Consider the following 12,601-nt stretch of genomic DNA (forward strand, 5'->3'; position numbering starts at 1 on the left):
AAGGAGGTCATCATGTCAGACGCCACGTATCGCATCCTGGTCATGGGCGTATCCGGTTCGGGCAAGTCGCATGTCGGTCGCCTGCTCGCCAAACGACTCGAAGCCGACTTCATCGATGGCGATGACCACCACTCACCGGCCAGCATCGCCAAGATGGCCAACGGGACGCCGCTCGATGACGGCGACCGACAGGATTGGCTGCAGACTCTGGCCGGCTTCTTTGGCGACTACCGGCGTCACGATGCCAGCCTGGTGATCGCTTGCTCGGCCCTGAAAGGCCGCTACCGGGAGTTGCTACGCAACGCGGACCCGGCACTGCGGATTCTCTACCTACATGGCGAACGGACACTGCTGAGACAGCGCCTGATGGCTCGGCCGGAGCACTTCTTCAAGGGGGATGAGATGCTTGACAGCCAGCTGGCCGACCTGGAGCCGCCGAGCGAAGGGGAGGCCTTGGCGCTGTCAGTCAGCCGTTCTCCGCAGTGCATTGTGGAGGCCTGCATGGACTGGCTGCGCATGCCTTGACCCGAGGGTAGTGGGACGGGCATGCGTTGACGGGACAAGTCGGGTATCTTGGCTGCGCCGCCACGTTCCGCCCTGGATAGGGCTCATCGCCAAGTCAGCTGAAAGCCGTGAAAAAGAAACGCCCTACACTTCAGGATATCGCCGATAAGGTCGGCGCCACCAAGATGACCGTGAGCCGCTGCCTGCGCGACCCGGCCACGGTCTCGGAGGGGCTTCGCCAGCGCATCTTCGAGGTGGCCGAGCAGCTTGGCTATATCCCCAACCGGGCCCCGGATATTCTCTCCAAGGCCAAGAGTCATGCCATCGGCGTACTGGTGCCGTCGCTGACCAATCAGGTATTCGCCGAGGTGATCGTCGGCATCGAGACGATCACCGAGCCGGCGGGCTATCACCTGATGCTCTCCCACTACGGCTACAGTCAGGAGCTGGAGGAGCGCAGCCTGGCCTCGCTGCTCTCCTATAACGTGGACGGCGTGATCCTCTCCGACAGCCACCACAGCCCGCGTAGCCTGCGTATGCTGGAGACCGCCGGCATCCCCACCGTGGAGATCATGGACTCGCTGACCCCGCCGCTGCACCAGGCGGTGGGCTACGACAATGTCCAGGCCGCCTACGACATGGTCAGCGAGATGATTCGCCGCGGCCGTCGCCGGATCATCTACCTGGCGGTGCGCCTCGATGAGCGTACCCGCCAGCGTGAAGCGGGTTACCGCCGCGCCATGCAGGAGCAGGGCCTCGAGCCGGTCACCCTGCAGCGCAGTCAGCGCTCCTCCTACAGCGTCGGGGCCGCCCTGCTGGGGGAAATCCTCAGCGACTATCCGACCGCCGATGGAATCTTCTGCACCAACGACGACGTGGCGGTGGGGGCCTACTTCGAGTGCCTGCGCCGCGGCGTGAAGGTGCCCGAGCAGTTGGCGGTGGCCGGTTTTCATGGCCATGACGTGGGACAGGTGATGACGCCGCGGCTGGCCAGCGTGATCACGCCGCGTCAGGCCATCGGCGAACGCGCGGCCAGCGAGCTGCTCAGGCGCATCCGCGGCGAGGCGGGAGGGGAAGCGGCAATCGATCTGGGCTATCGCATCGAGCCCGGTATGACGCTGTGAGCCCGGCGGCTCAGTCGTTTGAGTCCGGCGCCTCGCGGCGCCGGCGCACCATCAGGGTGATCTCCACGTTGGCGCCGCCGTAGAGGCGCGGTGTCATCGTGCAGGTGCGCGCCGGATAGCGGTGATGGTCGAAGAACTCGGCGTAGGCGGCGTCCATGTTGCGCAGTTCGTCGAGGTTGGTCAGGTGGACGTCGGCCCGCACCGTATCGGCCACATCCGCCCCCACATAGGTCAGCATGCGCGCCAGGCGACGCATCACCCAGCGGGTCTCCTCGCCGATATCGCCCATCACGCTCTCACCGCCCTGGATATCAGCCACGGTCAGCCCCGAGACGAACACGTAATGGTCATCGAGTACGAGATGGCTGCCGGGAAAGGCCGGTATCGCCAGCGTAGGATCGTTGCGGTAGTCGGGCATTGCGGTGTCTCTCTTGCACGTCCAGGGGCCTGAGTCACTATAGTAGTTGTCTAATAGTAGTTGCCTAGACACCGCCCCGCGAAAGCCGCGCCGGGCCGGATTTCGGCCTTGATATCGGTCAAGCTATCGTCGATGCTGACTGGATGCCCCATGCTGCGTTGCAGTATGTTGGGCGCCATCCCTATCCCATGGAGACCCACCGGATGGATAACCACGAGCTAATGGACGGCAACGGCTATATTGAGAACCGTACCTTCGACGAAATCGACATCGGCGAGAGCGCTTCGCTCGAGAAGCGCCTGACCCTGGACGACATTAAGCTCTTCGCGATCATGTCCGGCGACATCAACCCGGCACATCTCGACGAGGACTTCGCCAAGAGCACGCGCTTTCAGGAGGTGGTGGCCCACGGCATGTGGGGCGGGGCGCTGATCTCCACGGTGCTGGGTACCGAACTGCCCGGCGCCGGCACCATTTATCTGGGGCAGACACTGCGTTTTCGCGAGCCGGTGCGACTCGGCGATGTGCTGCAGGTCAGCGTCAAGGTGCGCAGCAAGGACGAGGCGCGCAAGCGCATCATCTTCGACTGTCGCTGCACCAACCAGAACGGCCGCATCGTCATCGAGGGCGAGGCCGAGGTGCAGGCGCCCACCGAGAAGATTCGTCGTCCGCGTACCGTGCTGCCGCGGGTGCGCATGGCCGAGCGCGCTCGCCTGCACGAGCTGCTCACCGCGGCGGACCTGCCCGAGCCGGTGGACATGGCGGTGGTTCACCCGGTCGACGAGGTGTCGATCATGGGGGCCTATGAGTCGGCGCGCCACCGGCTGATCCGCCCGGTGCTGGTCGGGCCCGAGGCCAAGATCCGCGCCGCCGCCGAGGCGGCCGGCATCGACATCAGCGAGTTTCCGCTGGTCGACGTGCCCCACAGCCATGCCGCTGCCGCCGAAGCGGTGGCGATGGTGCGTGCGGGACGGGTCGGAGCACTGATGAAGGGGGCGCTGCACACCGACGAGCTGCTTCACGAGGTGGTCAAGCGCGACGGCGGGCTGCGCACCGAGCGCTGCATCAGCCATGTGATGGCCTTCGATGTGCCCACCTACCCGCGGCCGCTGTTCATTACCGACGCGGCGATCAATATCGACCCCAAGCTGGACGCCAAGCGCGATATCGTGCAGAACGCCATCGACCTGGCCCACGCCGTGGGTAACGCCAACCCCAAGGTGGCGATTCTCTCGGCGGTAGAGACCGTCAACTCCAAGATCGCCTCGACCCTGGAGGCGGCGGCGCTGTGCAAGATGGCCGAGCGCGGTCAGATCCGCGGCGGGGTCATCGACGGTCCGCTGGCCTTCGACAATGCCGTCTCCGAAGCCGCCGCAGCCGCCAAGGGCATCGTCTCGCCGGTGGCGGGGCGGGCCGATATCCTGGTGGCGCCTGACCTGGAATCCGCCAACATGCTGATGAAGCAGCTGACCTACCTGGCCGACGCCACCGGCGCCGGCCTGGTGGTGGGCGCCCGGGTGCCCATCGTGCTGACCAGCCGCGCCGACGACGCCATCACCCGCTTGGCCTCCTGCGCCCTGGCGCTGCTGGCCGCCTCCTATCAGCAGCGGGTGGGGGTATGATGCGCGAGATCCTGGTCATCAACAGCGGCTCCTCGAGCCTCAAGTTCGCGCTGTTCGGCGCACCGGAAGGCGGTGAGCTGAGCGAGCTCGCGCTGCGCTTTCGCGGCCACCTGGCCGGTCTCGGCGGCCAGGCACGGCTGAGCCTACACGACGCCGAGGGCAGGGCGCTGGAGACCGCCGGCTCGGCGCTGGACGCGCTGCCCGCCGAGCTCGATCACGACACCGCCCTGGAGCGGCTGCTGGCGTGGGTCGAGGCCCACCCGGACCTGGGCGATATCGCGGCGGTGGGGCATCGCATCGTCCACGGCGGGCACGACCATACTGACCCGGTGCGCCTGGATGCCTCGACCCTGGCGGCCCTCGAGTCGCTCAACCCCCTGGCGCCGCTGCACCAACCCTATGGGCTCGCCCCGGTGCGGGTACTCTCGGCGCTGCGCCCCGCGCTGCCCCAGGTAGCCTGCTTCGATACCGCCTTTCATGCCGGCCAGCCCGAGGTTGCCCGGCGTTTTCCGCTGCCGCGCCGCTACCGCGAGGCGGGGGTGGTGCGCTACGGTTTCCACGGTCTCTCCTACGACTATATCAACCGCACCCTCAACGAGCGGGTGCTGCCGGACAGGGCGGGGAGCGGGCCGGCCCAGGGGACGCCCCCGGGGCGGGTGATCGTCGCCCACCTGGGCAACGGCGCCAGCCTGTGCGCCATGCGCGACGGCGTGAGTCAGGCCTCGACCATGGGCTTCACCGCCCTGGAGGGGCTGATGATGGGCACCCGCAGCGGCAGCCTCGACCCGGGCCTGGTGCTGCACCTGATCCTGCAGGAGGGCATGTCCGCCGAGGCCGTGCAGCGGATGCTCTACAAGGAGTCCGGGCTGCTCGGGGTGTCCGGCATCAGCGGCGACATGCGCGAGCTGCTGGAGAGCGGTGCCCCCCAAGCCAGCGAGGCGATCGAGCTCTACGTCTACCGCATCGTGCGCGAGATCGGCAGCCTGGCGGCGGCGCTGGGTGGGCTGGACCACCTGGTGTTCACCGCCGGCATCGGCGAGCGCGCCGCCCCGGTGCGTGCCGCGGTGGTGGAAGGCTGCCAGTGGCTGGGGGCGGCGCTCGACCCAGTCGCCAATCGGGCCGATTCCAGCGATATCGCGGCGGCGAACAGCCGGGTGGGGCTGTGGGTGATCCCCACCGACGAAGAGCGCATGATCGCCTGGTATACTGCCAGCGCGCTAGCGTAGACCGGGCCCCTCGACAGCACTGAGTCAGGGCCGAGCCTGAGGAGGGCCACATGCCGGGGAAGGGCATCATCCTGAGGCTCACCGAACGGCCGCAGCTGCCGACGCCCGTGGCGCGCATCGAGGCCATCGACCTGGCCCGGGGCATCGCCATCGCGCTGATGATCATCAGCCATGCGGTGAGCGGGCTCTATGGCATTCGCCAGGTGCCCGACTGGGGCATGGTGCCGATCCACCTGCTGACCAAGTTCTCCTCCTCGCTGTTCATCACCGTGTTCGGCATCGCCCTGGCCGTGGCCTTCCTGCCCAGGGTCGGCGAGCCCGGCTGGCCGCGGCGGCGTCTCAAGCTGTTGCTGCGCGGGCTCGAGGTGCTGTTCTGGTACAAGGTGCTGACCATCGTCGAGATGCTGCCGCTCTATGAGCCCCAGGACATCCTCGACGCCCTGCTGTACCAGCGCTTCCCGATCTGGGTGGAGATCCTCGGCTTCTACGCCATCGCCCTGCTGTGGCTGCCCTGGGTGCTGCCGCTGTGGCGGCGTCTGCCGCTGTGGTCGCGGCTGGTCGCGCCGGTGGCGGTGGCCCTGTTGGCGGGCGCCCTGGAGCGACACTTCCACTTCTGGGGCGTCGAGCCGCTCAAGGCGATCCTGGTGGAGGACGACAGCCACTACGCCTGGGGGCAGCTATCGCGCCTGCCGCTGGTGATGCTGGGTCTGCTGATCGGCGAGGCGCTGCTGCGCGGCTACGCCGCCCCGGCGACCCGGCGGCGGCTGGTGCTCGGGGTAGGGGGCCTGGGCGTGGCCATGCTGCTGGGCTTTTTCGCACTGGCGCTGCCCGAACTCTACGAGGCCCTGATAGCGGTGGCCAGGAACCGGGGCAAGCATCCTCCCGAACTCGCTTTCATGCTGTTCAGCCTGGGCGGCGCCCTGGTGATCCTGGCGCTCTGTCTGTGGGGCGGGGCCGGGGCGGCGCGGGCCCTGCGGCCGATCACCCTGATCGGCGGCGACGCCCTCAAGGCGTTCGTCTTTCATATCGTGGTGATCTTCTTGCTCCTGCGCTTCCTGCTCGAGGCCTGGCAGGTCTACAGCTATCCGCAGACGCTGGGCATCGGCGTGGCGCTGGTGCTGGGGGCGGCGGGCTGGATCGCCCTGCTGCGCTGGATGGGGGCGCGGCGATGAAACGGACACTGGCAACGGTGCTGGCCCTGGCCGGCCTGCTGCTCGCGGCGCCGGCCGCCGCCGAGCCCGGCTGGCCGGCTCGGCTCGAGTCGCGCCTGGCCGCCATCGAGGAGGCCTTCGACGGCGAGCTGGGGGTGCACGTGCGCCCGCTGGCCCCTGGCGCGCCGCGGGTCGGCTGGCGGGATACCGAGCCCTGGTACCTGGCCTCGCTGGTCAAGGTGCCGGTGGCCATCGAGCTGATGGCCCGGGTGGAGGCGGGCGAGCTGACGCTGGACCAGCGCCTGGTCCTGCGCGAGAGCGACTATGTGGACGGTGCCGGCCCCACCAACTGGGCCGAGCCCGGCACGCCGTTGCGCCTCGGCGACCTGCTGGTGGCGATGCTCACGGTGAGCGACAACACCGCCACCGATATGCTGATCGAGCACTTGGGGCTTGAGGCCATCAACCGGCGTGCCGCCTCGCTGGTCGGCGAGCCGCAGCGGCTGGGGCCGATCACCCCCCTGGTGGAGGTGCGCCGCCAGGTCTACGGGGCCCTGCATCCGGCGGCTCGTGAGCTGACCGGCCTCGACTTCATCGAACTGCAGAAGCAGCCCGACGACGCCCGGCGGCTGGCCTGGCTGGCGCGTCGGCTCGAGGTCCCGCAGCGGGCCCTGCGCCTGCCGAGCCTGGATGCGGCCTTCGCCCGCTACTACGCCGGCGGCCTCAACGGTGGGGGGCTCGACGTCTTCGCCGACCTGCTCGCCGCCCTGGCGCAGGGGCAGGCGCTGGGCGCTCAGGCCGGCGCCGATCTGCTGGCCATCATGACCGCCACCGCCAGCGGTGAGCCGCGCCTCAAGGCGGGCTTCGGGCCCGGTATCCGCTTCGCCCACAAGACCGGCACCCAGCATCGCCTGGCCTGCGATGCCGGCATCGCCTCCGCGGTGGGCGAGGGGCGCCAGCTGGTGGTCGTGGCCTGTGTCCGCGGCGAGCCCGAGGTGGCACGCAGCGAGCGGGCGCTGGCCGAGATCGGCCGGGCGATACGCGAGTCGGGCCTGCTGTTGGAGCCGTGACCGGCCGCCGGGTTTTCTCGCCAAACGCCTTGTTCTTCAAACCAAACGCTCAATTTCCAAGCCGAACCCTCTGGGCAGGGCTTCACCTTGACGGTGCCACCGCTTGGTCTATGTTGAGAATAGACCGGTCAGTCTAGTGAGAATTGGATGGCGATGACGACACGCGAGCGTCTGCTCGACGCGGGACTCGAGATGCTGCTTCAACACGGCTACAACGACCTGGGTATCCAGGCGCTGCTGCGGGCCACAGGGACGCCCAAAGGCTCCTTCTATCACCACTTTCAGAGCAAGGAAGACTTCGCTCTGCAGGTGATTGATCGCTACATGGAGGAGGTGCACCGGGGGCTGGAGCTCTCTCTGGAGGACCCGGGCCTCACGCCCCTGGCCCGCGCCCGCCGCTTCTTCGAGCTGTCGCGGGAGAAGTACCGCCGGGACGGCTACCTGGGCTGCATGCTGGGCGGTCTGGGTCAGGAGCTATCCGGCGTCAACCCGACCTTCGCGGCGAAGATCGAGGCCTGCTTCAGCGAGATCTCTTGCCGCATCGCCAGCTGCCTGGAGGAGGCCCGTCGGCAGGGCGAGATCCCCCAGCAGGCGGATCCCCGAGAACTGGCCAATCTGCTGCTCAACTGCTGGGAGGGCGCTGCACTGCGCAGTCGCCTGCTGCGCGATCCCGCCCCGCTCGACCAGATGCTGGATTTCTACTTCTCGGCGGCGACCCGATCCGTAGGGTAAGCGGGGCGAGCTGCCAGGGATGTGGCCGCCACAGGCGGCCTGTGGAGCGAGTGCTCCCGGCGTGGCCACTGCCGCGCAAGCCCACGGCATGCCACCACGCTCGGGTAACCCCATCCTGTGCTATGGAGGTGGAAGATGAATACCGCAATGGAGTCGGGCTATCGTCTCGAAGGCAGCATGCTGGAGATCTGCTCCTGTGCCGTGTCCTGTCCCTGTTTTATCGGCGAGGACCCCGACGGCAACGAATGCTTCGGGGTGATCGCCTTTCACCTGGAGCGGGGAGAAGCACGCGGCGTCGACGTCTCGGGCCTGACATTGGTGAACGTCGCCCATATTCCCGGCAATGCCCTGGCGGGCGGCTGGCGCTCGGTGCTGCTGGTCGATAGCCGGGCCAATGACGAGCAGGTCGAGGCCCTGCTGGATGCCTTTGGCGGCAAGCTGGGCGGGCCGCTGGCCGACCTGGCGAGCCTGGTCGGTGAACTGGTGGCCGTCGAGCGGGTGGCGATCACTCACGAGGCCCATCAGGCCAGTGGACAGCTCAAGGTCGAAGGGATGCTGGAGGCGGAGTTTGCGCCGATCCAGTCCTCGCCGGATGGCACCACGGCGACGCTGTACGACAGCGCCTTCACCACGGTGAAGGGGGCCCCGGCCTATCTCGGCAAGTCGCGGCGCTACCGGGTCGACCTGCCGCAATACGCCATGAGCTGGTCCTTCGACGGGCACAACGCCATCCAGACCGCCTGGATGATGGAGCACCAGCCATGAGCGCCGTCACTCAAGCGCGCCCCGCCTGGGGGCGCGCTCCGCTGCTCATCGGGATCATTGTGTTGGCTTGGCTGCTGGCCATCCTCGCCGAATTGACCGGCGAAGTGCAGTGGGTGCACCACCACCAACTGAGGGTGGACGGCTTGGCGTTGTGGGCCAGTCTGGCGCTCTTTCTGGTGGCCTGGCAGGTGCATATTGCCGCCATGATGCTGCCGAGCACGCTGCCCATGGTTGGCCTCTTCCAGCGAGCCTCTGCCGGCCAGCGCCATCCGGCGCTGGCGCGTAGCGGCTTTCTCGGCGGCTATCTGGCGGTGTGGACCGCCTTCGGCCTGGCGGCGCTGGTCGCCATGGCACTGCTGGAGGGGCTGTCGATGCACTGGCACTGGCTGCACCATCGGCCCGAGTGGCTGGCCGGTGGCGTGCTGCTGCTCGCCGGGGCCTTCCAGTTCTCCTCGCTCAAGGAGCGCTGCCTGGACAAGTGTCGAGCGCCCCGCGCCTTTCTGCTCAACCACTATCGGCAGGGCCTGGCCGGCGGCTTCGCCCTGGGGGCGCGTCACGGCCTGTTCTGCCTGGGCTGCTGCTGGGCGCTGATGCTGGTGATGTTCGTGGTGGGGATCGCCAACCTGGCCTGGATGGCGCCGCTCGCCGCGCTGATGCTCGTCGAGAAGGTGGCGCGTCACGGCCGGCGCATCGTCCGGCCCACCGGGGCGCTGCTGATGGTGCTCGGCCTGCTGGTGATGCTGGACCCGGCCTGGCTGCCAAGCCTGGTACCCTCGGCGACGCCGATGCACGCCCATTGAGGTACGCCGATCCCAGCTTCATCCGGCGGCTCGGCCGCCGGGTGGAGCTTACGCCGAGCGGGTATGAGCGACGCTTTCGCGCGATGCGGCTAGGCTGTGTCTGAAAAGTCGACGAGCGATGGTCAGACAAGGCAAAAATCGGCGAAAAGACGGAGTTTACGGGGTGTAAATGAGTACTTTGATCGGACTCGCGCACGAGCCGATTTTTAACGCCGTATGACCGAGCGCAGGCACTTTTCGGACAAAGCCTAAGGTTGCAGTGACGGTTGCCACTCAGCGGAGGAGGGCATAGCACCATGCATCGCGATCTCACCATCGAGCGCCTCTATCGACAGCACTCCCCCCGGGTGCTGGCGACGCTGATCCGTCTGCTGGGGGATTTCGAGCTGGCGGAGGAGGCGATGCAGGAGGCCTTCATGGCCGCGGTTCAGCAGTGGCCGAGCCAGGGCGTGCCCGAGCATCCCGCCGCCTGGCTGATCCGCACCGGCCAGCGCCGCGGCATCGACCAGATCCGCCGCCGCCAGACCTCGCGCCACTATGCCCATCTCGTGGTACCCGAGGAAGCGACGGTCAGCCTCGACGAGCGCAGCATCGCCCACGACCCGCTGCGGCTGCTGTTCACCTGCTGTCACCCCTACCTGGCCCTGGACGAGCGCGTGGCGCTGACCCTGCGTGAGATGTGCGGCCTGACCACCGAGCAGGTGGCCCATGCGCTGCTTCACAAGCCCGCCACCCTGGCCCAGCGCATCGTGCGGGCCAAGCGCAAGCTCCGCGAGGCTGGCATTCGCTACGAAATCCCCGACGCCAGGGCCCTCCCGGAGCGCCTGCCCGATGTGCTGCGGGTGATCTATCTGGTGTTCAACGAGGGCTATTCGCAGAGTGCCGGCGAGTCGCTGGTCGATGTCAGCCTGTCGGCGGAGGCCATGGAGCTGGCCGAGGCGCTGGCCCGGCTGCTGCCCCAGGGCGAGGTGCTCGGCCTGCAGGCGTTGATGCTGCTGCATGACGCCCGGCGTGCCGCCCGTCAGGGGGCGCAGGGTGAGCTGATTCCCCTGGAGGAGCAGGACCGTGCCCGCTGGGACCGGGGGCGTATCGGTGAAGGTCTGACCCGCCTGGCCCAGGCGCTGGCCCTGACCCCCACTGGCCCCTACACCCTGCAGGCCTCGATCGCCGCCGAGCATGCCCGCGCGCCCAGCGCCGAGGCCACCGACTGGGCGCGGATCGCGCTGCTCTACGAGGCGCTCTACCGCCGGCAGCCCTCGCCGGTGGTGGCCCTCAACCGCGCGGTGGCCGTGGCCATGCGCGATGGCCCCCAGGCGGGACTGGCGCTGCTCGACGCCCTGGCCGACCACAAAGCCATCGTCAACTACCACCTCTTCCATGCTGCCCGGGCCGACCTGCTTCGCCGCGCCGGTGATCGCCAGGCGGCTCGGCTCGCCTATGCGCGGGCCCTGGCGCTGACCATCCAGCAGCCGGAGCGCCGCTTCCTGCAGCGCCGGCTGGCCGAGCTGAACGCGCTGGAGGAATAATCAAAAAAATCGCGCTGTGCTGTCGATCTTGCCGACTGTCACGCGACTCAGGGAGGCAACCAGCCAACGGAGGTGGAATTCATGCGATACATGCTGATGCGCAAGGCCGATGCGTCGACCGAAGCCGGCGACCCGCCCGATCAGGGCGTGCTCGAAGCCATGGCGGACTACAACCGCCGACTGGCCGAGGCCGGGGTGTTCGTCTCCGGCAACGGCCTGCGACCGAGCCGCGAAGGCTGCCGGCTCGAGCGGCGCGACGGGGAGGTGCTGGTCACCGGCGGCCCCTTCGCCGAGACCCAGGAACTCCTCGCCGGCTACACCGTGCTGGAGGCGGACTCGCTGGAGACCGCCATCGAGTGGGCCAAGCAGTGGCCCAGTGAAGACGGCGACGTCACCCTGGAGCTGCGCCGCTACTTCAGCCTGGAGGACTTCGAACCCAGCGCCGGGCTCGACAAGCACTGCGACCTGGCGCGCCTGCCCAGCGAACTCAATGTGCACCTGGGCTTTCCCGGCACCTGCCGCGAGGCGATGGCCTACTACGCCGATGTCACCGGCGGCCGGCTGGAGGCGCTGATTACCTATGGCGAGACCCCGGCTGCCCGAGATACCCCGCCCGAGCGGCACGACCGGATCATCCACGCCTCCCTCAACGTCCGCGGCCGCCGGCTGATGGGCGCGGACATGGCCGACGACTGCTACCAGGCGCCCCAGGGCGCCCGGGTGTCGCTGGAGTATGCAGCCTTCGACCAGGCCGAGGCCGTGTTCCAGCGCCTGGCCGAGGGCGGCCAGGTCACCATGCCCTTCGCGCCCACCTTCTGGGCGCAGGGCTTCGGCATGGCCACCGACCGCTTCGGCGTGCACTGGATGATCGGCTGCCAGACCGGCCGCTGCCCCATGAGCGAGGAGAGCGAACCATGAAATATGCCGCGCTGGTCTATTACCAGGAGCGCCTGATCGAGGCAATGAGTGAGCAGGAGTGGCACGACCTCAACCAGCAGTGTCTGGCCGGTGTGGAGCGCCTGACCGAGCAGGGCCACTACCTGGCCGGCCAGGCCCTGCAGCCGGTGGAGCGCGCCGCCAGCCTGCGGGTTCGCGACGGCGAGGTGCTGATCTCCGACGGGCCCTTCGCCGAAACCAAGGAGCAACTGGCCGGCTTCTACCTGCTGGAGGCTCGTGACTTGAACGAGGCCCTGCAGCTGGCCAACCGCATACCCCCCGCCCGCTTCGGCACCATCGAGGTGCGCCCGGTGCGGGAACTGCCTCCCAGAGACGAGGAGTGACCCCATGACCTACATCGATGGTTTCGCCGCCGCGGTGCCCACCGCCAACCGTGAGCAGTACATCCAGCACGCTCGAGAGGCGGCGACGGTCTTCAAGGAGCATGGCGCCCTGAACGTGGTGGAATGCTGGGGCGACGACGTGCCCGAGGGCAAGCTCACCTCCTTTCCCATGGCGGTGAAATGCCAGCCGGATGAGACCGTGATCTTCTCCTGGATCCACTGGCCCTCCCGGGAGGTACGCGACCGGGGGATGGCCAAGGTCATGGAGGACCCGCGTCTGCAGCCCGACGTGAATCCCATGCCCTTCGACGGCAAACGGCTGATCTACGGCGGCTTCGAAGTCGTCGTGGAGGAGTAGCCACTCCAGCCTGCCTTGCCTCGTG

The 12,601-nt window shown here is 68.2% G+C and carries 14 protein-coding genes; 13 read left to right on the forward strand and 1 reads right to left on the reverse strand.

Annotated elements, in window-relative coordinates:
• The first annotated feature begins 12 nt into the window (after nt 1-12).
• Nucleotides 13-525, forward strand: a complete 513-nt coding sequence (locus HOP52_RS09355) for a gluconokinase (protein ID WP_238977106.1) — start codon at nt 13-15, stop codon at nt 523-525.
• Nucleotides 526-632: 107 nt separating this feature from the next.
• A complete protein-coding gene (gene gntR, locus HOP52_RS09360; RefSeq protein WP_238977107.1) occupies nt 633-1,628 on the forward strand; it encodes a gluconate operon transcriptional repressor GntR in 996 nt (331 codons plus the stop codon).
• Between the two features lie 10 nt (nt 1,629-1,638).
• Here the strand turns inward: gntR and HOP52_RS09365 are convergent, their stop codons facing one another.
• Complete coding sequence (locus HOP52_RS09365; RefSeq protein ID WP_238977108.1) at nt 1,639-2,046, reverse strand: RidA family protein; 408 nt, start codon at nt 2,044-2,046, stop codon at nt 1,639-1,641.
• Between the two features lie 203 nt (nt 2,047-2,249).
• Between HOP52_RS09365 and HOP52_RS09370 the strand changes: the two genes are divergently transcribed.
• The 11 genes from HOP52_RS09370 (at nt 2,250) to HOP52_RS09420 (ending at nt 12,576) form a co-directional block, all read left to right on the forward strand.
• Nucleotides 2,250-3,668 carry a bifunctional enoyl-CoA hydratase/phosphate acetyltransferase gene (locus tag HOP52_RS09370; RefSeq protein ID WP_238977109.1) on the forward strand — a complete coding sequence of 473 codons (1,419 nt, stop codon included), beginning with the start codon at nt 2,250-2,252 and terminating at the stop codon, nt 3,666-3,668.
• A complete protein-coding gene (locus HOP52_RS09375) occupies nt 3,665-4,894 on the forward strand; it encodes an acetate/propionate family kinase (RefSeq protein ID WP_238977110.1) in 1,230 nt (409 codons plus the stop codon). The genes HOP52_RS09370 and HOP52_RS09375 overlap by 4 nt, the downstream gene beginning before the upstream one ends.
• 50 nt (nt 4,895-4,944) lie before the next feature.
• Nucleotides 4,945-6,066, forward strand: a complete 1,122-nt coding sequence (locus HOP52_RS09380; RefSeq protein ID WP_238977111.1) for a heparan-alpha-glucosaminide N-acetyltransferase domain-containing protein — start codon at nt 4,945-4,947, stop codon at nt 6,064-6,066.
• Entirely contained in the window at nt 6,063-7,115 is a 1,053-nt protein-coding gene (locus tag HOP52_RS09385) for a serine hydrolase (RefSeq protein ID WP_238977112.1), read from the forward strand. The genes HOP52_RS09380 and HOP52_RS09385 overlap by 4 nt, the downstream gene beginning before the upstream one ends.
• A 147-nt stretch (nt 7,116-7,262) precedes the next feature.
• Entirely contained in the window at nt 7,263-7,847 is a 585-nt protein-coding gene (locus HOP52_RS09390) for a TetR/AcrR family transcriptional regulator (RefSeq protein WP_238977113.1), read from the forward strand.
• A 135-nt stretch (nt 7,848-7,982) separates the two neighbouring features.
• Nucleotides 7,983-8,612, forward strand: coding sequence for a DUF1326 domain-containing protein (locus HOP52_RS09395; protein ID WP_238977114.1), 630 nt, complete (start codon nt 7,983-7,985; stop codon nt 8,610-8,612).
• Nucleotides 8,609-9,412, forward strand: a complete 804-nt coding sequence (locus HOP52_RS09400; RefSeq protein WP_238977115.1) for a DUF2182 domain-containing protein — start codon at nt 8,609-8,611, stop codon at nt 9,410-9,412. Before HOP52_RS09395 ends, HOP52_RS09400 begins: the two co-directional genes overlap by 4 nt.
• 296 nt (nt 9,413-9,708) lie before the next feature.
• Complete coding sequence (locus HOP52_RS09405; protein WP_238977116.1) at nt 9,709-10,938, forward strand: RNA polymerase sigma factor; 1,230 nt, start codon at nt 9,709-9,711, stop codon at nt 10,936-10,938.
• 81 nt (nt 10,939-11,019) lie between these two features.
• Entirely contained in the window at nt 11,020-11,856 is an 837-nt protein-coding gene (locus HOP52_RS09410; RefSeq protein WP_238977117.1) for a YciI family protein, read from the forward strand.
• Complete coding sequence (locus HOP52_RS09415) at nt 11,853-12,218, forward strand: YciI family protein (protein ID WP_238977118.1); 366 nt, start codon at nt 11,853-11,855, stop codon at nt 12,216-12,218. The genes HOP52_RS09410 and HOP52_RS09415 overlap by 4 nt, the downstream gene beginning before the upstream one ends.
• Nucleotides 12,219-12,222: 4 nt before the next feature.
• A complete protein-coding gene (locus tag HOP52_RS09420) occupies nt 12,223-12,576 on the forward strand; it encodes a DUF1428 domain-containing protein (RefSeq protein WP_238977119.1) in 354 nt (117 codons plus the stop codon).
• Nucleotides 12,577-12,601: the final 25 nt, after the last annotated feature.

The sequence above is a fragment of the Billgrantia campisalis genome (genome assembly GCF_022341425.1).
Classification (GTDB): domain Bacteria; phylum Pseudomonadota; class Gammaproteobacteria; order Pseudomonadales; family Halomonadaceae; genus Halomonas; species Halomonas campisalis.

Coding starts and splice junctions, on each gene's coding strand:
- HOP52_RS09355 (WP_238977106.1), top strand. CDS start 13: ATGTCAGACGCCACGTATCGCATCCTGGTCATGGGCGTATCCGGTTCG.
- HOP52_RS09365 (WP_238977108.1), bottom strand. CDS start 2,046: ATGCCCGACTACCGCAACGATCCTACGCTGGCGATACCGGCCTTTCCC.
- HOP52_RS09370 (WP_238977109.1), top strand. CDS start 2,250: ATGGATAACCACGAGCTAATGGACGGCAACGGCTATATTGAGAACCGT.
- HOP52_RS09375 (WP_238977110.1), top strand. CDS start 3,665: ATGATGCGCGAGATCCTGGTCATCAACAGCGGCTCCTCGAGCCTCAAG.
- HOP52_RS09380 (WP_238977111.1), top strand. CDS start 4,945: ATGCCGGGGAAGGGCATCATCCTGAGGCTCACCGAACGGCCGCAGCTG.
- HOP52_RS09385 (WP_238977112.1), top strand. CDS start 6,063: ATGAAACGGACACTGGCAACGGTGCTGGCCCTGGCCGGCCTGCTGCTC.
- HOP52_RS09390 (WP_238977113.1), top strand. CDS start 7,263: ATGGCGATGACGACACGCGAGCGTCTGCTCGACGCGGGACTCGAGATG.
- HOP52_RS09395 (WP_238977114.1), top strand. CDS start 7,983: ATGAATACCGCAATGGAGTCGGGCTATCGTCTCGAAGGCAGCATGCTG.
- HOP52_RS09400 (WP_238977115.1), top strand. CDS start 8,609: ATGAGCGCCGTCACTCAAGCGCGCCCCGCCTGGGGGCGCGCTCCGCTG.
- HOP52_RS09405 (WP_238977116.1), top strand. CDS start 9,709: ATGCATCGCGATCTCACCATCGAGCGCCTCTATCGACAGCACTCCCCC.
- HOP52_RS09410 (WP_238977117.1), top strand. CDS start 11,020: ATGCGATACATGCTGATGCGCAAGGCCGATGCGTCGACCGAAGCCGGC.
- HOP52_RS09415 (WP_238977118.1), top strand. CDS start 11,853: ATGAAATATGCCGCGCTGGTCTATTACCAGGAGCGCCTGATCGAGGCA.
- HOP52_RS09420 (WP_238977119.1), top strand. CDS start 12,223: ATGACCTACATCGATGGTTTCGCCGCCGCGGTGCCCACCGCCAACCGT.